This window comes from Limnobacter thiooxidans (genome assembly GCF_036323495.1).
Taxonomy (GTDB): domain Bacteria; phylum Pseudomonadota; class Gammaproteobacteria; order Burkholderiales; family Burkholderiaceae_B; genus Limnobacter; species Limnobacter thiooxidans.
The window spans coordinates 877,322-895,932 of the sequence record NZ_AP028947.1 but is presented as its reverse complement, the minus strand read 5'-3'; the positions used below and the strand labels follow the sequence as shown (position 1 = coordinate 895,932).

14 protein-coding genes, 2 tRNA genes, 3 rRNA genes and 1 riboswitch are annotated in these 18,611 nt (G+C 50.7%); of the genes, 8 read left to right on the top strand and 11 right to left on the bottom strand.

Features of this window, described 5'->3' with window-relative positions; genetic code table 11:
• Positions 1-58: 58 nt before the first annotated feature.
• The 5 genes from rrf to RGQ30_RS04050 all read right to left on the bottom strand — a co-directional run bounded on the left by rrf (position 59) and on the right by RGQ30_RS04050 (position 5,597).
• Positions 59-171: ribosomal RNA gene (rrf, locus tag RGQ30_RS04070) — 5S ribosomal RNA — on the bottom strand.
• 243 nt (positions 172-414) lie between these two features.
• Positions 415-3,297: ribosomal RNA gene (locus tag RGQ30_RS04065) — 23S ribosomal RNA — on the bottom strand.
• Between the two features lie 427 nt (positions 3,298-3,724).
• Positions 3,725-3,800 (bottom strand) — tRNA-Ala (locus tag RGQ30_RS04060).
• A gap of 30 nt (positions 3,801-3,830) precedes the next feature.
• Positions 3,831-3,907, bottom strand: a tRNA-Ile gene (locus RGQ30_RS04055).
• Between the two features lie 161 nt (positions 3,908-4,068).
• A 16S ribosomal RNA gene (locus RGQ30_RS04050) occupies positions 4,069-5,597 on the bottom strand.
• The 16S, 23S and 5S rRNA genes sit together here with 2 tRNA genes alongside, the layout of an rRNA operon.
• Before the next feature lie 270 nt (positions 5,598-5,867).
• On the opposite strand from RGQ30_RS04050, the gene RGQ30_RS04045 reads away from it, so the two are divergent.
• From RGQ30_RS04045 to RGQ30_RS04030, 4 genes are all read left to right on the top strand, one after another.
• Complete coding sequence (locus RGQ30_RS04045) at positions 5,868-6,704, top strand: pseudouridine synthase (RefSeq protein ID WP_130558204.1); 837 nt, start codon at positions 5,868-5,870, stop codon at positions 6,702-6,704.
• A gap of 124 nt (positions 6,705-6,828) precedes the next feature.
• Entirely contained in the window at positions 6,829-7,389 is a 561-nt protein-coding gene (gene efp, locus RGQ30_RS04040) for an elongation factor P (RefSeq protein ID WP_130558205.1), read from the top strand.
• Between the two features lie 65 nt (positions 7,390-7,454).
• Positions 7,455-8,525 carry an elongation factor P maturation arginine rhamnosyltransferase EarP gene (gene earP, locus RGQ30_RS04035; RefSeq protein WP_130558206.1) on the top strand — a complete coding sequence of 357 codons (1,071 nt, stop codon included), beginning with the start codon at positions 7,455-7,457 and terminating at the stop codon, positions 8,523-8,525.
• A 72-nt stretch (positions 8,526-8,597) separates the two neighbouring features.
• The gene (locus RGQ30_RS04030; RefSeq protein WP_130558207.1) at positions 8,598-9,257 is read left to right on the top strand and encodes a hypothetical protein; all 660 of its coding nucleotides are present in this window, start codon (positions 8,598-8,600) and stop codon (positions 9,255-9,257) included.
• 10 nt (positions 9,258-9,267) lie between these two features.
• On the opposite strand, the gene RGQ30_RS04025 is transcribed toward RGQ30_RS04030, so the two are convergent.
• The 5 genes from RGQ30_RS04025 to RGQ30_RS04005 are packed head-to-tail and all read right to left on the bottom strand — an operon-like array spanning position 9,268 to position 13,416.
• Complete coding sequence (locus RGQ30_RS04025) at positions 9,268-10,164, bottom strand: tyrosine recombinase XerC (protein WP_130558208.1); 897 nt, start codon at positions 10,162-10,164, stop codon at positions 9,268-9,270.
• Positions 10,125-10,772 (bottom strand): DUF484 family protein, encoded by a 648-nt coding sequence (locus RGQ30_RS04020; protein WP_130558209.1) that lies wholly within the window; start codon positions 10,770-10,772, stop codon positions 10,125-10,127. Before RGQ30_RS04020 ends, RGQ30_RS04025 begins: the two co-directional genes overlap by 40 nt.
• Positions 10,769-11,644 (bottom strand): diaminopimelate epimerase, encoded by an 876-nt coding sequence (gene dapF / locus RGQ30_RS04015; protein ID WP_130558210.1) that lies wholly within the window; start codon positions 11,642-11,644, stop codon positions 10,769-10,771. The genes RGQ30_RS04020 and dapF overlap by 4 nt, the downstream gene beginning before the upstream one ends.
• A 39-nt stretch (positions 11,645-11,683) precedes the next feature.
• Entirely contained in the window at positions 11,684-12,559 is an 876-nt protein-coding gene (locus RGQ30_RS04010) for a lysophospholipid acyltransferase family protein (RefSeq protein WP_130558211.1), read from the bottom strand.
• Entirely contained in the window at positions 12,556-13,416 is an 861-nt protein-coding gene (locus tag RGQ30_RS04005; RefSeq protein ID WP_130558212.1) for a lysophospholipid acyltransferase family protein, read from the bottom strand. The genes RGQ30_RS04010 and RGQ30_RS04005 overlap by 4 nt, the downstream gene beginning before the upstream one ends.
• Positions 13,417-13,594: 178 nt before the next feature.
• Between RGQ30_RS04005 and metK the strand changes: the two genes are divergently transcribed.
• The 4 genes from metK to metF all read left to right on the top strand — a co-directional run bounded on the left by metK (position 13,595) and on the right by metF (position 18,036).
• Entirely contained in the window at positions 13,595-14,761 is a 1,167-nt protein-coding gene (gene metK / locus RGQ30_RS04000) for a methionine adenosyltransferase (RefSeq protein ID WP_130558213.1), read from the top strand.
• A 77-nt stretch (positions 14,762-14,838) separates the two neighbouring features.
• A riboswitch (S-adenosyl-L-homocysteine riboswitch) is annotated at positions 14,839-14,920 on the top strand.
• A gap of 31 nt (positions 14,921-14,951) precedes the next feature.
• The gene (ahcY, locus tag RGQ30_RS03995; RefSeq protein WP_130558214.1) at positions 14,952-16,379 is read left to right on the top strand and encodes an adenosylhomocysteinase; all 1,428 of its coding nucleotides are present in this window, start codon (positions 14,952-14,954) and stop codon (positions 16,377-16,379) included.
• Positions 16,380-16,397: 18 nt separating this feature from the next.
• Entirely contained in the window at positions 16,398-17,195 is a 798-nt protein-coding gene (locus tag RGQ30_RS03990; protein ID WP_130558215.1) for a TlyA family RNA methyltransferase, read from the top strand.
• Between the two features lie 19 nt (positions 17,196-17,214).
• Entirely contained in the window at positions 17,215-18,036 is an 822-nt protein-coding gene (metF, locus tag RGQ30_RS03985; RefSeq protein ID WP_130558216.1) for a methylenetetrahydrofolate reductase [NAD(P)H], read from the top strand.
• Here metF and RGQ30_RS03980 read toward each other — a convergent pair.
• Positions 18,030-18,602 carry a 5-formyltetrahydrofolate cyclo-ligase gene (locus RGQ30_RS03980; protein WP_130558217.1) on the bottom strand — a complete coding sequence of 191 codons (573 nt, stop codon included), beginning with the start codon at positions 18,600-18,602 and terminating at the stop codon, positions 18,030-18,032. The two genes, metF and RGQ30_RS03980, sit on opposite strands and share 7 nt — an antisense overlap.
• Positions 18,603-18,611: the final 9 nt, after the last annotated feature.

Sequence of the window (18,611 nt, the reverse complement as noted above, 5' to 3'; positions counted from 1 at the left end):
TAGCAGGAAATAAAAAACCCCGCCTCTTTCGAGTACGGGGTTTTTCTTGAATTGGAGAGCCTGACGATGTCCTACTTTCACATGCGAATGCACACTATCATCGGCGCTAAGGCGTTTCACTGTCCTGTTCGGGATGGGAAGGAGTGGTACCACCTTGCTATGGTCGTCAGGCAAAGAGGGTTGGCTGTAAGTGCGGTGCTCTGCACGTACTTGTTAGCTAACCAGCATTGCGGCTGATTGGCTCGATTTGGATCTGATGAGTTATCGGTCTAGAGACTATTCTGGCTTGATGCGTATTGCGGGTATTTCTGTCTTTCACTACAAACTACCTTGACTAATTTCAGGGTTTTAAACCTGGGTAGATTTACTGTGTGTTGTTTCAAGTGCGTATCTTTAAGCAAGGCTCAATGCTATAGAGCCAAGCCGCACGGGCAATTAGTACTGGTTAGCTTAATGCATTACTGCACTTCCACACCCAGCCTATCAACGTCGTGGTCTTCAACGGCCCTTCAGGAGGATCAAGTCCTCAGGGAAATCTTATCTTAAGGCAAGTTTCACGCTTAGATGCTTTCAGCGTTTATCTCTTCCGTATTTAGCTACCCGGCAATGCCACTGGCGTGACAACCGGTACACCAGAGATACGTCCATTCCGGTCCTCTCGTACTAGGAACAGCCCCCTTCAAATTTCCAACGCCCACGGCAGATAGGGACCAAACTGTCTCACGACGTTTTAAACCCAGCTCACGTACCTCTTTAAATGGCGAACAGCCATACCCTTGGGACCGGCTACAGCCCCAGGATGAGATGAGCCGACATCGAGGTGCCAAACACCGCCGTCGATGTGAACTCTTGGGCGGTATCAGCCTGTTATCCCCAGAGTACCTTTTATCCGTTGAGCGATGGCCCTTCCATACAGAACCACCGGATCACTATGTCCTGCTTTCGCACCTGCTCGACTTGTCAGTCTCGCAGTCAAGCACGCTTATGCCATTGCACTATCAGTACGATGTCCGACCGTACTTAGCGTACCTTCGAGCTCCTCCGTTACTCTTTAGGAGGAGACCGCCCCAGTCAAACTGCCCACCATGCACGGTCCCCGACCCAGCTAATGGGTCAAGGTTAGAACCTCAAACAGATCAGGGTGGTATTTCAAGGATGGCTCCATGAGAACTGGCGTTCCCACTTCAAAGCCTCCCACCTATCCTACACAAACCGGTTCAAAGTCCAATGCAAAGCTACAGTAAAGGTTCATGGGGTCTTTCCGTCTAGCCGCGGGGAGATTGCATCATCACAAACACTTCAACTTCGCTGAGTCTCAGGAGGAGACAGTGTGGCCATCGTTACGCCATTCGTGCAGGTCGGAACTTACCCGACAAGGAATTTCGCTACCTTAGGACCGTTATAGTTACGGCCGCCGTTTACTGGGACTTCAGTCAAGAGCTTGCACCCCATCATTTAATCTTCCAGCACCGGGCAGGCGTCACTCCCTATACGTCCACTTTCGTGTTTGCAGAGAGCTGTGTTTTTATTAAACAGTCGCAGCCACCATTTTATTGCAACCCCTTCGTCCTTCCATTGTTCATGGTCAAACTACAAGGGCGTACCTTCTCCCGAAGTTACGGTACCAATTTGCCGAGTTCCTTCTCCTGAGTTCTCTCAAGCGCCTTAGAATACTCATCCCGCCCACCTGTGTCGGTTTGCGGTACGGTCAACGTGTAACTGAAGCTTAGAGGCTTTTCTTGGGACCACTTCCAATGGGTTCGTAGCCGTAGCTACTTCCCCCCACACCCTTGAGTATATGACAGCCGGATTTGCCTAACTGTCCTCTATGATGCAGGGACCAGGATATCCAACACCTGGACCACTTTCCACGATCCGTCCCCCCATCGCATTACACGTCGGTGCAGGAATATTAACCTGCTTCCCATCGACTACGCATTTCTGCCTCGCCTTAGGGGCCGACTAACCCTACGCCGATGAACGTTGCGTAGGAAACCTTGGGCTTACGGCGACAGAGCCTTTCACTCTGTTTATCGCTACTCATGTCAGCATTCGCACTTCTGATACCTCCAGCATGCTTTACAACACACCTTCGCAGGCTTACAGAACGCTCCCCTACCACATACACTTACGTGTACATCCGCAGCTTCGGTTATCTGCTTAGCCCCGTTACATCTTCCGCGCAGGACGACTCGATCAGTGAGCTATTACGCTTTCTTTAAAGGGTGGCTGCTTCTAAGCCAACCTCCTGACTGTTTTAGCCTTCCCACTTCGTTTTCCACTTAGCAGATATTAGGGACCTTAGCTGGCGGTCTGGGTTGTTTCCCTCTTGACACCGGACGTTAGCACCCGATGTCTGTCTCCCGAGATTGCACTTACAGGTATTCGGAGTTTGCCATGGTTTGGTAAGTCGCGATGACCCCCTAGCCATAACAGTGCTCTACCCCCTGTAGTGAGACTCGAGGCACTACCTAAATAGTTTTCGGGGAGAACCAGCTATTTCCAGATTTGTTTAGCCTTTCACCCCTATCCACAGCTCATCCCCTAACTTTTCAACGTTAGTGGGTTCGGTCCTCCAGTTGGTGTTACCCAACCTTCAACCTGGCCATGGATAGATCATCTGGTTTCGGGTCTACACCCAGCGACTAGACGCCCTATTCGGACTCGCTTTCGCTACGCCTTCCCTACTCGGTTAAGCTTGCCACTGAATGTAAGTCGCTGACCCATTATACAAAAGGTACGCCGTCACGGAACAAGTCCGCTCCGACTGTTTGTATGCACACGGTTTCAGGATCTATTTCACTCCCCTCCCGGGGTTCTTTTCGCCTTTCCCTCACGGTACTAGTTCACTATCGGTCAGTCATGAGTATTTAGCCTTGGAGGATGGTCCCCCCATATTCAGACAGGGTTTCTCGTGCCCCGCCCTACTTGTCGTACGCTTAGTTCCACAACTGAGTTTTCACATACAGGGCTATCACCTTCTATGGCCGGACTTTCAAGACCGTTTTGTTAACTCTGATGCTAAATCGTACAGGCTCATCCAATTTCGCTCGCCACTACTCTCGGAATCTCGGTTGATTTCTTTTCCTCTGGGTACTTAGATGTTTCAGTTCTCCAGGTTCGCCTCGCACAGCTATGTATTCACTGTGCGATACCCCTAAAAGGGTGGGTTTCCCCATTCGGACATCTACGGATCAAAGCTTATTTGCCAGCTCCCCGTAGCTTTTCGCAGGCTACCACGTCCTTCATCGCCTATGACTGCCAAGGCATCCACCATGTGCACTTATTCGCTTGGCTCTATAGCGTTAAGCCCTGCTTCAAGTTATTCACTCTCAACAACACTGTAATCACCATAAAAAGCAAAGTAGTTTGTGTGTATTCTAAGATTCAAGCGCCGATATGCATTAGGAACAACGCACATCAACTTCTTGAGAAGAACGATGATGCAATCGCATCAATCAAAATATGTACACCTTAATTAAAAGGAGTATCTATCTCGATATCTCATCATTTCCAAATTGTTAAAGAACAAGTCCAAACCCTAGGGGCTTGGCGACTCTTACAGCCAAATGAATAAACATTCAATATGCTCATTCATTTGACCGCAAGGGCAATGCAACATTGTGCGCATTGCTTACTTGCCAACTTATTAACAGCCAATCTACTTAAAGACGCTTTACTTAAACACTCGATACAAACTCAACTTTCATTGAGAGCAAAAGATTGGTGGAGGTGAACGGGATCGAACCGATGACCCCCTGCTTGCAAAGCAGGTGCTCTCCCAGCTGAGCTACACCCCCAGGTATTTTCTAACTACCATTTGAAATCAATGGTGGGTCTGGATGGGCTCGAACCATCGACCCCCGCCTTATCAAGACGGTGCTCTAACCAACTGAGCTACAGACCCTAAAAACTTTTCAACCCCAGGGCCCTGACCTCTAGTCAACGTTAACCACATCGACTGAAGGCCCTCTCATTTGCTGCTTGTATCTAATATTTAAACAAACCGATAAGTGTGAGCACTAGTACCAGACACATTCAAGACTTGATCTACTTCTCTTTCTCTAGAAAGGAGGTGATCCAGCCGCACCTTCCGATACGGCTACCTTGTTACGACTTCACCCCAGTCATGAATCCTACCGTGGTGACCGTCCTCCTTGCGGTTAGACTAGCCACTTCTGGTAGAACCCACTCCCATGGTGTGACGGGCGGTGTGTACAAGACCCGGGAACGTATTCACCGCGGCATTCTGATCCGCGATTACTAGCGATTCCGACTTCACGCAGTCGAGTTGCAGACTGCGATCCGGACTACGATCGGTTTTCTGGGATTGGCTCCACCTCGCGGCTTGGCAACCCTCTGTACCGACCATTGTATGACGTGTGAAGCCCTACCCATAAGGGCCATGAGGACTTGACGTCATCCCCACCTTCCTCCGGTTTGTCACCGGCAGTCTCATTAGAGTGCCCTTTCGTAGCAACTAATGACAAGGGTTGCGCTCGTTGCGGGACTTAACCCAACATCTCACGACACGAGCTGACGACAGCCATGCAGCACCTGTGTGCAGGTTCTCTTTCGAGCACCAATCCATCTCTGGAAAGTTCCTGCCATGTCAAGGGTAGGTAAGGTTTTTCGCGTTGCATCGAATTAATCCACATCATCCACCGCTTGTGCGGGTCCCCGTCAATTCCTTTGAGTTTTAACCTTGCGGCCGTACTCCCCAGGCGGTCAACTTCACGCGTTAGCTACGTTACCAAGGAAGTAAATCCCCAACAACTAGTTGACATCGTTTAGGGCGTGGACTACCAGGGTATCTAATCCTGTTTGCTCCCCACGCTTTCGTGCATGAGCGTCAGTGTTATCCCAGGGGGCTGCCTTCGCCATTGGTGTTCCTCCACATATCTACGCATTTCACTGCTACACGTGGAATTCCACCCCCCTCTGACACACTCTAGTCGTGCAGTCACAAATGCAATTCCCAGGTTAAGCCCGGGGATTTCACACCTGTCTTACACAACCGCCTGCGCACGCTTTACGCCCAGTAATTCCGATTAACGCTCGCACCCTACGTATTACCGCGGCTGCTGGCACGTAGTTAGCCGGTGCTTATTCTTCAGGTACCGTCATCCCCCTAGGGTATTAGCCCAAAGGATTTCTTCCCTGACAAAAGTGCTTTACAACCCGAAGGCCTTCTTCGCACACGCGGCATTGCTGGATCAGGGTTTCCCCCATTGTCCAAAATTCCCCACTGCTGCCTCCCGTAGGAGTCTGGGCCGTGTCTCAGTCCCAGTGTGGCTGATCGTCCTCTCAGACCAGCTACTGATCGTCGCCTTGGTAGGCCTTTACCCTACCAACTAGCTAATCAGCCATCGGCCGCTCCAATAACGTGAGGCCTTGCGGTCCCCCACTTTCCCCCTCAGGGCGTATGCGGTATTAATCCGGCTTTCGCCGAGCTATCCCCCATTACTGGGCACGTTCCGATGTATTACTCACCCGTTCGCCACTCGTCAGCATCCGAAGACCTGTTACCGTTCGACTTGCATGTGTAAGGCATGCCGCCAGCGTTCAATCTGAGCCAGGATCAAACTCTTCAGTTTAATCTCTGCAAAATTTACTAAACTCGACGGAGTAGATGTTTGTATCGGCCTTGACGACCTTTACATTCACTTACTTTATTCCGTGAGCACTAACTCTGAATCGTGATTCAAAGTCATTCTTTTTGAGAAAAGAACAAACCTTAAACCTATCTGGTCAGTGCCCACACTTATCGGCTGTTAACTTGTTAAAGATCGCTTCGAAATTTCCGCTACAATCACTGTTCTTCGTACTGCCTTATTTACTACTTAAGACCCTGAAGAACCGCTTGCTTGCTTCGTTTCGCGCTGCTTGTCGTGCAGCAGAGAAACGAGATTATGCACATCAATCCGAAACCTGTCAAACACTTTTGGCAAATAAATTCAAAGAATCTTCAAATGAAAGTTAGACCAAGCGTAAAAATCCTGCAATCACAAGGACTTGGAAGTCGTCGTGAATGCGAAAATATTTTCTGGAATTCCGAAATTTTTCGCAACGGAATTCAGATCGACCCCGAAATAGATGAAATTTCATGGGGAGACACCCTTTTAATTGATGGAAATACCTTCGAAATTACTCAATACAAGTACGTGTTGATGCATAAACCTGCTGGATATGAGACTTCTCACCTGCCCAGCCACAACCCTTCGGTTTTCGACCTGCTGCCGAAGCACTATATAAAGCGAGGTTTGCAGGCAGCGGGGCGCCTTGATCTGGATACAACGGGGTTGCTGCTGTTCTCCGATGACGGCCAGTTCATCCACCGCCTTATTAGTGGAAAAGTCGGCACCAGGCAGGAGATTGAAAAGATCTATGTAGTAAAAGGAGCAAGACCGTTTACTGAATTGCAATTGAAGCGGCTTGTTGAGGGGGTGGATCTGGACGATGAGCCGGAGATCATCTATGCCAGCCGAGCCAACTTGCTACCTGACGGGCAGTTGGAACTGGGCATCACCACAGGCAAATATCACCAGGTCAAACGAATGGTTGCTGCGGTAGGCAATCATGTGGATGCACTGCATCGTAGAGTGGTAGGCCCCTACGAACTGCCCGTTGATCTGGCCCCTGCCTCTTATGTAGAAGTAGATCCAGCCCCGGTTCTTAGTAGAGCGCCTGACAAAGTGGCCTGAATTAAAAGGGATTCCTAGGCGTTCATATCGATTGCCCTCATCCTGATCACATTAGAAAGAACCTTGTGCGATCAGGCACTTCGAGTACAATACGGGGCTTGAATTTTAAATCCTCATCAAACTCATGAAAACTGCACAAGAAGTTCGCCTAGGCAACGTAGTAATGGTTGGCAAAGACCCCATGGTGGTTCTGAAGACCGAATACAACAAGTCCGGCCGCAATGCCGCTGTTGTGAAAATGAAAATGAAGAACCTGCTGACCGGTGCAGGCATGGAAAGTGTTTTCAAGGCGGACGAAAAGTTCGAGTTGTTGATGCTGGAACGCAAGGAAGTAACCTACTCTTACTTTGCCGACCCCATGTATGTATTGATGGACAGCGAGTACAACCAGTATGAAGTGGAAGCCGAAAACATGGGCGACGCACTGAATTACCTGGACGATGGTATGCCCTGCGAAGTGGTGTTTTACGATGGCAAGGCTTTGTCCGTTGAATTGCCCACCACTGTTGTTCGTGAAGTGGAGTACACAGAGCCAGCTGTACGAGGCGATACATCAGGCAAAATCATGAAGGCTGCGCGTATCAAGCCAACCAGTTTCGAAATTCAGGTGCCTGCGTTCGTTGAAATCGGTGACAAGATCGAAATTGACACCCGCACTGCTGAATACCGCAACCGCGTGAAGTGATTTGATTCGCTGCATGTGTTGAAACAGGGCCCCTTTGGGGCCCTTTCCATTTGAGCCAAGAAAATATGCACATTGGGATAATTTGCAAAGTTATCGACAACTATGGAGATGCTGGCTTTTCATTACGCCTGGCCAGAGCTTTGGCTACGCAAGATCATGAAGTGGTTCTTTTCCATGACAGTGCTGCGACATTTTCACGCTTGTATCCATGCCAACAAACTGAAGGCCTGACTCTGGTTGACGCAACGCAGGCTGGTTTTTCTGCGAAGGAATACGCTGCGCTGGATTTGCTTCTTGAACCATTTGGCACGTCCAGTGAACAAACCGCACACCGGTTTGATTTGGCATTGAAAGAGACATTCCCGAATACGCCTTGGCTCGTGATTGATTACCTGTCAGCAGAAACCTGGATCGAAGAGTTTCATGGCGGCGACTCGGTGTCCCCTAGTTCCGGTCACAAGACAAGTTACTTCTACCCCGGATTCACAAGCCGAACAGGAGGAGTTGTTCATTGTGATTACCCTGCCCGCCTGAAACACAAGCGCAGCGTTAACCCAACAGAAGGCCTGCGCCTTTTCGTGTTTTCGTATCCTGACGCGCCGTGGCTCAGGTTGATCGAATGGGCTGAACAGAGAGAAAGTTGCGACCCGCCTATAACGATCGACGTGGCAGGCAAAGAATCTGAAGAAACTGAATTTAGCGGTGTGAATTGGATACCTTTCTGCGCACAAAGCGAGTTTGACGATTTGCTGGCGCAATACGACGTGCTGTTTGTTCGAGGTGAAGACTCTTTTGTTCGCGCCCAATTGGCGGGGCTGCCATTGATTTGGCAAATTTACGCCACAGGTGACAATGCCCACGAGGAAAAGCTGGCGCATTTTTTTAAAAGATACTCGGCAAGATTAAGCCCAGACTGTGCAGCGGCATTGTGGAATTGCTGGGCCAGTTGGAACAACCTGGAAGGAAGTCGCGACTTTTCGGAAACCTGGCCAGTTTTGCTGGCTTACTTGAACGAGCTGCACATGAACGCAATCCAGTGGCGAGACCATTTGCTGGAAGGTCCAGAGCTTGTAAAGGAAGTTCTGACATGGCGTGCCGAGCAGACTCCTACTTTGACAGAAAAGACTGATTTATAAGGCTTTTCTCCTCAAAATCAATTCGAGGGCATTAAAAGAAACTGAATTCAAGTTCAACGCTTGGATTCTGCAATGCTTTCATTTCTTCTCTCTCTGGGTTTGGGTTTTGGGTCGATAGATCAAAACGAACTGTCCGCACAGTATGTCGAACAAATTGCCAGGGAAGTCATTGTTGAAATGCGAGCGGAGATGAAAACCGAGCCTACTTTGGTTGTAACGGAACGGCCAGAAAAAACTCCATTGGCTGCAATGGCTTATGCGAATGGCAAATGCGTGGTGATTGTGAACACCAACGAAACCGCTTGGGCGCAATGGGGACGATTCTTGAACGAACGCAACAGACCTCAATGGCCAGAGATTGTGGCCGCCTCAGTGGCCCATGAGATGGGACATTGCTTGAGGGAAAGTCGCCAGTTTACCGCCAGTTTCGAGATCAATGAAGACGAGTTTCGAGGTATTCAAAGCACGGGAAATCTTGGTCCAAAACCAGCAACTGTTTACAAACAAGAGCTGTTTGCAGACACAGTGGCAATTTTGTACGCAAGAGAAAATGCCGGGGAACAAGCGGATGAAGTGATCGAAGCCATGATCAAGGCACGCGAGCGGTACAGCGCCAATGAACCCACTCACAACACAGCCAAAATGCTGCATCGCTTGATTGCGCAGGACACTAACCGCCTGGAGAACGAACGCATGGGTGTGGCCGCCACACGCCTGCTTTCAATGCTCTGATCTCTTCAATTCAGCGTGCTCGGGGAAATGTTTTGTCATAAACGCTGGAAAGGTGATCAAAGTCGAGCGCGGTGTAAACCTGGGTGGAAGCGATGGATGCATGGCCCAGCAATTCCTGCACAGCCCGAAGGTTTTGCGTACCCTGTAACAGGTGGCTTCCGAAGGAATGGCGCAGCATGTGCGGGTGCAGATGCTGATCTAGCCCCTTGAGTTTTGCATAGTCGGCCACGTCTTTCTGTGCTTGACGAACTGACAAATTGACTCCCTTGCCGGAGACAAACAAGGAGGGTGTACCACCAATTGATTTGCTCGCCAGATGAATTTGCCTAATTGCAGCGAACTGTGCCAAACGCTGCGAAAGATTGTCAATGATGGGGACAATTCTTGCCTTATTCCCTTTGCCTACGACCCGGAGTTCTGAAGTTCCGCTCAATATTTTTTCATCCAGAGACAGGGCCTCGCTGATTCTCAGACCCGTGCAATACAGCAACTCAACCAACACATGAGCCTGTGCAAATCGAAACTCAAGGGGCAAATCCCCTTGCAGCAATGCGAGCAGTTGATCGACACCGACGGCCTTGGGCAAAGACCTTGCGAGTTTGGGCGTTTTCAATCCAAGTGCCGGGTTGACTTGAATGAGCTGCTCTTTCAGCAGAAAAGAAAAAAATCCGCGCCAACTGGAAGCGGCACGTGCCAGTGAGGCCGGGGCCGACCCACTGGCATGGCGCTTGGCCAGCAACAGCTTCAAATCTTGTGAAGTCACAACATCAACAGCTTGCGAAACAAGTGCGAGATCCCGCTTCACGGCAGAAACAGAGTTCTCGCTGTAACGCCGCTCCAGACGCAAATACTGGAGGTAGCGTTCGATCAAGGCTGTATTGCTTGAATTCTGCTCAGGGCTGCGCATGCAGTTTCAGCCAGGGTATGGAGAAAATCAGTTTCAAGTGTTGGCGAGAACCGATCTTTGTCGGGAGAACCAAACCCCAAACAACCAAAGGTCTGCGGACTTACGCCCACGCGCAGTGGAATGACCACCACGGAACGGGGAGCGATTTCTTCTGCTTCAAATACCTTCAAGGTTGGAGCATTTTCGGCAAAACCACAATAAAGACCTTTCATCTCATCCAGAACAAGCTTGTCGGTGTTATCGGTTTCGTCACCCTGCCCCCACAATTTCAGACACACCATCGGCACCATGAACTGACGCCGAATTTTCTCCACCAGCACTTCGGGAAGGTCGGCCGCATTTTTGACGGTGAGCAACGCCCGCGTCAGGGACTGGAGATTGTCGATAATTGCCTGGTTTTCGACAGCGGCATGCGTCATTTCGACAACGCGCTGTTCAAGCGATTTGACTTTTTCACGCATGGTTTGAACTTGACGCTCATGAAGCGAAGCCACATTGCCGGTGCTCTGCTCAGGCAATTTGACGAAAGCCAGAATGCCTGGATTTTTGATCAGGAAATCAGGATGTGCCTTTAAAAAATCAGCGACCTGAACGGCTTCTTCAGTCATAAGTAAAACTCCCCTTCAAAAACGGTTTGTGCCGGCCCGGTCATCAACACATCACTGTCGCTTTGGCCGCTCCACTCAATTGTCAATGTACCGCCCGTTTTAACCACATCCACACGTTCCGCGAGCAGGCCCATTTTCATGCCAACCACCGCCGCAGCGCACGCACCAGTTCCGCAGGCCAAAGTTTCACCGACTCCACGCTCATAGACGCGCAAATGGGCGCGGGCGCGGTCAAGCACATTCAAAAAACCCACGTTCACTCTTTCAGGAAAACGGGGATGAGATTCAAGTACAGCTCCAAGACGCTGCACCAGCTCGTCAGAGGCTGGCTGTTCAAGCAACAGGACGACATGAGGATTACCCATGGAGGCAACACCCACCCAAAGCTCATTAACATCGGCACCGGCATCCACAGGCAACTTGTATTGGGTCAGTCCGCCTATCGATCTGCTGAGCAAGCCCTCTGACACAAATGGTACTTTGGCTGGCTCAAACTCGGCCGGGCCCATGTTGACTTTGACCCAATTGTGTCTGATTAGCTCAGGCTGAATGATCCCGGCCAATGTTTCAACCGTGATCTGGTTTTTTTGAGTAAGCCCTTTGTCGAATACATACTGGGCAAAACAGCGGGCACCATTCCCACACTGCTGAACTTCCTGACCATCTGCATTAAATATGCGGTACTTGAAGTCCGCTTGGGTGGACGATTCAACCACGAGAACCTGATCAGCTCCGATACCAAAATGGCGATCAGCCAACCGCTTGATGAGCGCAGGATTTAACTGGAGTTGATCGGCACAGTTGTTCAGCACAATGAAATCATTGCCTGCGCCGTGCATTTTGGTGAATCTGAGTATGTTGGGTGTTGTCATGACTGGCCAATCAGGCGGGCTCGCCGCATTAATACCCGCTCAGTATATTCTGGACTCGCCTGCAGGACGGGTTTTGAAACGCTTGTGTAGCCACAAGTACTGTGGAATGTTGTCTTTCACCCAAGTCTCAATGTGGTGATTCATGGCTTGGGTTGACTGCACATCGTCATCCATTGGGAAGTCAGGCAAGGCTTGGTGAATTCGAATGTGATAGCGACCGTTGCGGTAAACAGTGGTCACGGGAACCACCTGCGCTTGAAGCATTTTGGACAAACGGGCCACTGCTGTGACGGTAGCAGCCTGAACACCAAAGAAGGTAACGAAGACAGAATCACGCTCGCCAAAATCCATGTCCGGCAGATAGTAAAGCGGACGTCCTTTCTTCATCGCTGTAAGCAAAGGGCGAACGCCTTGCTGACGTGACAGCAACAATTGATCACCGAACTTTGAGCGCCCTTGAAGAATCAGGTCATTAAGAACCGGATTTTTCTGGTTTGAGTACATGGTGACCATGTCCACCTCGAGACACAACCGGCTCCAGGCTGCGTCCAGTCCTAAAAAATGGGGTGCGAGAAAAATCGTGGGGGGACCGCCTTTCAGCGCAACGAGCGCATCCAGATTTTCAATACACACGCGATCACGCACCGTTGCCGCGTTGCCAGACCACAACCAGGCTCGATCAAGGAAGGTTCGCAAGTAAAAATAGATGTGTTTAACGGTCCAGAGTAATCGCTGGGTGACGGACGTTTCGGGAAAGCAAAGGGAGAGGTTGGTCAGCGCAACCATACGCCGCTCGCGGGCAAACACAAACAACACCAGCGCGAGCAAAGCGGACAATGCAGTTGAAGCGACGCGGTAGAGGCCAAAGGGGAGTCGCCCCAAAGCGAACCAGACACCAATCAGAATATGAGTCATTGTTGTCCTTCCTGCAGGCCTTTGGGCGCCTTGTAGCGTTCATACCCCCAATAATATTGCTCGGGACGCATCAAAATCAGTTTTTCCATTTCAGCATTGACTTGTGTGGCTGCCTGAACCGGGTCTGGGCTAAGCGATTCCGGGCCTTCATGCAATTCAAGGCAAAACCCTTTGCCATTGGGTTTCCTGAAACCTACAGCCAGCACAATTGCAGCACCGGTGGCTTGGTGCAGGCGGCCGGGCAAAGTCATGGTGTAGGCGGGTTGGCCAAACATGTGGGCCCAAACGCCCTCGCCCCAGGCAGGTACCTGGTCTGGCAACATGCCCACAGCTTCCCCCCTCTTGAGCGCTTTCAACAATATTTTGACGCCCGACATGTTGGTGGGGGCCAAGGCCACGTTGTCACGTGCGCGGCTGCCTTCAATAATTTCCTGCAATTCCCGATTGCGATTAGGCCGGTACAACACCGTGATGGGCGCGCGCGTGGAGAAAATTTGGGCGGCCGACTCAAAACTTCCCATATGGGGGGTCAGGAAAATCACGCCCTTCCCTTTGGCATGCGCACGTTCCATCACATCCCAACCGGAAATTTCGGTGCAGGCTGCTGCGCCTTTTTGAGTGGACAATCCCCACAAAAAAGGCAACTCAAGCAGGGCCATTCCGGCATGCTTCACTGAACCATAAACAGCTCGAAGACGCAGTTTTTCATCGTTCGGACATGCGATTTTCGAGTGCACGTCAATTTTACGTCGATAGCTTGCGGACAGGCCGTAGACCGTCCACCCCAGCCATGCGCCTAGAACGTGCAGCACAGGGAGCGGAAACGTGGAGAAGAGTTTGAACAGAAACTTGATCATGGTGCAGATTGTAACCAGTACACGCTTTTCCTTGACACACAAATGTTGTATATTTCACGAGTTCGCTGAGTTAAATGACAACTTGCGGGGCGAACTGAAAAAAATTCCGCTAAAGCGTCGCCCGGCTTCAAACGAACAAGGCGGCAGCACCAACCCTTTGTTTTTTGGAGATTTTTTTATGTCAAACGACTTTTTCTTCACATCTGAATCCGTTTCTGAAGGCCACCCCGACAAAGTCGCCGACCAAATTTCAGATGCCGTTTTAGATGCAATTCTCGAACAAGACCCCAAAGCCCGTGTGGCTGCCGAAACACTGACCAACACTGGCTTGGTGGTGATGGCCGGTGAAATCACGACCACCGCCCAGGTCAATTACATTGATGTGGCCCGTGAAACCCTGAAGAAAATCGGCTACGACAACGGTGACTTCGGCATTGATTACAAAAGCTGTGCCGTCATGGTTTGCTACGACCGCCAAAGCCCGGACATCGCCCAAGGTGTGGACAAAGCCCATGACAACGACCTGAACCAGGGTGCCGGCGACCAAGGCTTGATGTTTGGATATGCGGTAAATGAAACCCGTGAATTGATGCCTTTGGCCATTAGCCTCTCCCACCAGCTGGTACAGCGTCAAAGCCTGCTGCGCAAGGATGGCCGTTTGCCCTGGCTGCGCCCGGATGCCAAATCACAAGTGACCATCAAGTATGTAGACGGCAAGCCCTACTGCATCGATACAGTGGTGCTATCGACCCAGCATTCACCTGACATCGAATTGGCCACCCTGCGTGAAGCCGTGATCGAGGAAGTGATCAAACCCGTGTTGCCGAAAGAGCTGATCAAGGGCGACATCAACTTCCTGGTCAACCCCACAGGCCGATTTGTAATTGGTGGCCCACAGGGCGATTGCGGCTTAACTGGCCGCAAGATCATTGTTGACACCTACGGCGGCGCAGCCCCTCATGGTGGCGGTGCGTTTTCCGGCAAAGACCCGTCCAAGGTAGACCGCTCTGCCGCCTACGCAGGCCGTTATGTGGCGAAAAACATCGTGGCAGCAGGCTTGGCCGAGAAATGTCTGGTGCAGGTCAGCTATGCCATTGGTGTGGCGCGCCCCACTTCGATCATGGTCAACACCTTTGGTACCGGCAAGATTGACGATGCGGCAATTACCGAGTTGGTCAGCGCACACTTTGACCTACGTCCCAAGGGCATTGTTCAGATGCTGGATCTGCTGCGCCCGATTTATGCGAAAACAGCAGCGTATGGCCACTTTGGCCGCGAAGAGCCAGAATTCACATGGGAACGCACCGACAAGGCCGATACGCTAAAAGCGGCTGCAGGTATTTAAAGTAACGCAGATTTGATTTCAGGGGGCTGGGTTGAAATGAACTTGGCCTTCCTGATCGAACCCTGCTACAATCAAGCCAGTTCGAGGAGCGTTGCGACACACCCATGTATTTTGGGGTGCTAGGCTCGAACAAGAAATAAACAACGGCGCTCACGCTTCTTTCTTTTTGAACTTTACAAAGGAGGGCGTGATGAACGCCATTGCAAAACCTATCACCGCCAACGGCGACAACGATTTTTTCGTAGCCGACTTGTCTCAGGCCGATTTTGGCCGCAAAGAAATCGCGATTGCAGAAACCGAAATGCCTGGCTTGATGGCCATTCGCAAGGAATTTGCTGCATCCCAGCCTTTGAAAGGCGCCCGCATTACCGGTTCACTGCACATGACCATTCAAACAGCCGTGCTGATTGAAACATTGGCAGCACTGGGCGCAGAAGTGCGTTGGGCCTCTTGCAACATTTACTCTACACAAGACCATGCAGCCGCCGCGATTGCAGCAGCAGGCATTCCTGTGTTTGCGTTCAAGGGCGAATCACTGACTGACTACTGGAATTTCACACACCGCATTTTCGAATGGGCAGACGGTGGCTATTCCAACATGATTCTGGACGATGGCGGCGATGCCACCATGTTGCTGCACCTGGGCACCAAGGCTGAGAAAGACCTCAGCGTGTTGAACAACCCCGGCAGTGAAGAAGAAATTTGCCTGTTTGAGTCCATTAAAAAGACATTGAAGACAGACCCAACCTGGTATTCCAAGCGCCTGAAAGAAATCAAGGGTGTAACGGAAGAAACAACAACTGGTGTGCACCGTCTGTACGAAATGCACAAGAAAGGCGAGCTGGCCTTCCCAGCCATCAACGTGAATGATTCTGTAACCAAGTCGAAGTTCGACAACCTGTATGGTTGCCGTGAATCACTGGTGGACGGTATCAAGCGCGCAACCGATGTGATGATTGCAGGCAAAGTGGCTGTTGTTGCAGGTTACGGTGACGTGGGCAAAGGTTCTGCACAGGCTTTGCGTGCATTGTCTGCTCAGGTTTGGGTTACTGAAATTGACCCGATTTGCGCATTGCAGGCTGCAATGGAAGGCTATCGTGTTGTGACCATGGATTACGCTGCCGACAAGGCAGATATTTTCGTAACCGCCACTGGCAACAAGGACATCATTACCCACGATCACATGGTCAAGATGAAGGACCAGTCGATTGTTTGTAACATTGGTCACTTCGACAACGAAATCGACATTGCCAGCGTGAAGAAGTACCAGTGGGAAAATATCAAGCCGCAAGTTGACCACATCATTTTCCCGGATGGCAAGCGCATCATCATGTTGGCTGAAGGCCGCCTGGTGAACTTGGGTTGTGGCACAGGCCACCCCTCTTTCGTGATGTCTTCAAGCTTTGCAAACCAGACAATTGCACAGATTGAATTGTGGCAGCACATCGAGAACTATCCAGTGGGCGTGTATGTATTGCCCAAGCACCTGGACGAAAAAGTGGCACGCTTGCATCTGGAAAAAATTGGTGCCCAGTTGACCGAACTGAGCCCCGATCAAGCCAGCTACATTGGTGTGAAACAAGTCGGCCCTTACAAGCCTGACCATTACCGCTATTAATCAGGACAGATTAGCACCTTGCGCGCAGACCTGGCCCTGGTTGACAAAGGCCTGTGCCCATCAAGGGCACAGGCACAAACTTTGATCGAACAAGGCAAGGTACTGCTTCGCAACGGTGTGAATACCCTGCCTGTTGTTGTTAAAAAAGCATCGCAGCGGATTGAGCCCTTCATGACGCTGGAATTGATTCCCTGCGATGGCCCCAATTTCGTTTCCCGAGGTGGACTCAAACTACACCATGCTCTGGAACATACCCATATTGAAGTAGAAAATAAAAAGTGTATTGACCTTGGTCAGTCCACTGGCGGTTTTACCGATTGCTTGCTCCAGCACGCTGCGCGAAGTGTGGTTGGTGTGGATGTGGGCAAAGACCAACTGCACCCAAACTTGAAAGAAAACAAGCAGGTTTTAGCCTTGGAAGGCATCAATCTGTACAAGGTGAACGCTGGCGAATTGCAGGCTGAGATTCAGTCGAGAGAACCGTATTTCCTGCCATTCGAATTGGCAGTGGCGGATTTGTCTTTCATTTCCCTGCGCAAGGTGTTGCCGAATGTGACTGAATTACTGCCCGACACGTGCGAGGTGCTTTTCTTGGTTAAACCGCAGTTTGAGCTAGGCCCGGAGCACATTGGCAAGAACGGATTGGTGAAGAACCTGGAAAGCCTGATCGGTACACTAGAAGACGATATAAGAAACACGTGCGCCAATTTGAACTTGCAGGTGATTGACTTCTTTCCCTGTGCCTTGAAAGGCGGTGATGGCAATCAAGAATATTTTGTGCATGCAGTAAAAAAAGACACTGCTGCGAAACAATAAATCCGCGAACTGACAAACCATGATGAATATCAGCTTTGAATTTTTCCCAGCAAAAACCGAGGAAGGTGCCCAAAAATTGCGCGCCACGCGTGAGCTGCTGTCCGAACGACAACCCGAGTTTTTCTCAGTGACTTTTGGTGCAGGCGGCACTACGCAGGACGGTACACTTTCGACAGTACTGGAAATCAAATCCGCAGGTGAAGAAGCAGCCCCGCACCTGTCTTGCGTTGGCTCTTCAAAAGACAATGTTCTCGCGTTGCTGAATCAATACAAAGAACACGGCATCAAACGAATCGTTGCACTTCGCGGCGACCTGCCTTCGGGCATGCTGGAAACCGGGTCATTTCGCTATGCCAGCGAATTGGTGGAATTCATCCGCAAGGAAACAGGCGATCACTTCTTCATTGAAGTGGCTGCTTACCCTGAAACTCACCCTCAGGCCAAGAGCCCAGCAGCCGACGTGGATGCTTTTGTGCACAAGGTAAACTGCGGTGCTAACTCTGCCATAACCCAGTACTTTTTTAATGCGGATTCATTTTTGTATTTCCGCGACCAAGTACAAAGCCGCATTTCGATTCCACTGATTCCAGGCATCATGCCGATTACCAATTTCAGCCAACTGGCACGGTTCTCGGATGCCTGTGGTGCAGAGATTCCTCGCTGGATGAGAAATCGTCTTCAGCACTTCGGGGACGATCGGGAGTCAATCCGCTCATTCGGGCTGGAAGTCATCTCCAACCTGTGCGAGCAACTGATCAAAGAGGGTGCACCAGGCCTTCACTTCTACACAATGAACACGGCACAGCCGACTTTGGCCATTCTGGACAGAATTGGCTATTGAGACTTTCTACCGGTACAAGTAATGGCGGACTTTTCTGTCACCACGAAATCCAGCAAATGGTCGTGGTTTTCAGCGAAATCGTCAGGTGATTCGGTGGCGGAATATGCCACACCTACCGCCATGGGTTGAGTAGCCAGTTGAGCCAAAGTGCGGTCATACCAACCCGCGCCATATCCCAAACGCGCACCGTCACGATGAAACGCCAGGCAGGGTAACAGCAAAAGGGTGGGTTGAACCCAATTTTTGCAAACGGGCACCGGAATGTTGTAACGCCCTGCCTCCAGTTGATCACCCCGTTGAAAGCTGGCAAAACGTAGAATGGGACCTTTCGAGGACTCACTACACACAGGCAAAGCCCATGCGAAGCTCGACAGCCCGGAGTTCTCGAGGATGTTCAGTATTTCTGGCTCACCTTTTGTAGGGTAAAACAGGCCCACAGTGCAGGGCTCGAAGGTTTGGAGTAAAGTTGACAATGACGCGGTGATTTCTTGCCCCAAGGCCCGTAAATCATCCCCGGCCAATTGCTGGCGGTAAGCCATGCCCATTTGCCTCAAAGTATTTTTCATGACACGAAC

What these genes read in the sequence shown, in the direction of transcription:
- efp (WP_130558205.1), top strand. Translation starts at nt 6,829, where the DNA reads ATGAAAACTGCACAAGAAGTTCGCCTAGGCAACGTAGTAATGGTTGGC.
- earP (WP_130558206.1), top strand. Translation starts at nt 7,455, where the DNA reads ATGCACATTGGGATAATTTGCAAAGTTATCGACAACTATGGAGATGCT.
- RGQ30_RS04030 (WP_130558207.1), top strand. Translation starts at nt 8,598, where the DNA reads ATGCTTTCATTTCTTCTCTCTCTGGGTTTGGGTTTTGGGTCGATAGAT.
- RGQ30_RS04025 (WP_130558208.1), bottom strand. Translation starts at nt 10,164, where the DNA reads ATGCGCAGCCCTGAGCAGAATTCAAGCAATACAGCCTTGATCGAACGC.
- RGQ30_RS04020 (WP_130558209.1), bottom strand. Translation starts at nt 10,772, where the DNA reads ATGACTGAAGAAGCCGTTCAGGTCGCTGATTTTTTAAAGGCACATCCT.
- dapF (WP_130558210.1), bottom strand. Translation starts at nt 11,644, where the DNA reads ATGACAACACCCAACATACTCAGATTCACCAAAATGCACGGCGCAGGC.
- RGQ30_RS04010 (WP_130558211.1), bottom strand. Translation starts at nt 12,559, where the DNA reads ATGACTCATATTCTGATTGGTGTCTGGTTCGCTTTGGGGCGACTCCCC.
- RGQ30_RS04005 (WP_130558212.1), bottom strand. Translation starts at nt 13,416, where the DNA reads ATGATCAAGTTTCTGTTCAAACTCTTCTCCACGTTTCCGCTCCCTGTG.
- metK (WP_130558213.1), top strand. Translation starts at nt 13,595, where the DNA reads ATGTCAAACGACTTTTTCTTCACATCTGAATCCGTTTCTGAAGGCCAC.
- ahcY (WP_130558214.1), top strand. Translation starts at nt 14,952, where the DNA reads ATGAACGCCATTGCAAAACCTATCACCGCCAACGGCGACAACGATTTT.
- metF (WP_130558216.1), top strand. Translation starts at nt 17,215, where the DNA reads ATGATGAATATCAGCTTTGAATTTTTCCCAGCAAAAACCGAGGAAGGT.
- RGQ30_RS03980 (WP_130558217.1), bottom strand. Translation starts at nt 18,602, where the DNA reads ATGAAAAATACTTTGAGGCAAATGGGCATGGCTTACCGCCAGCAATTG.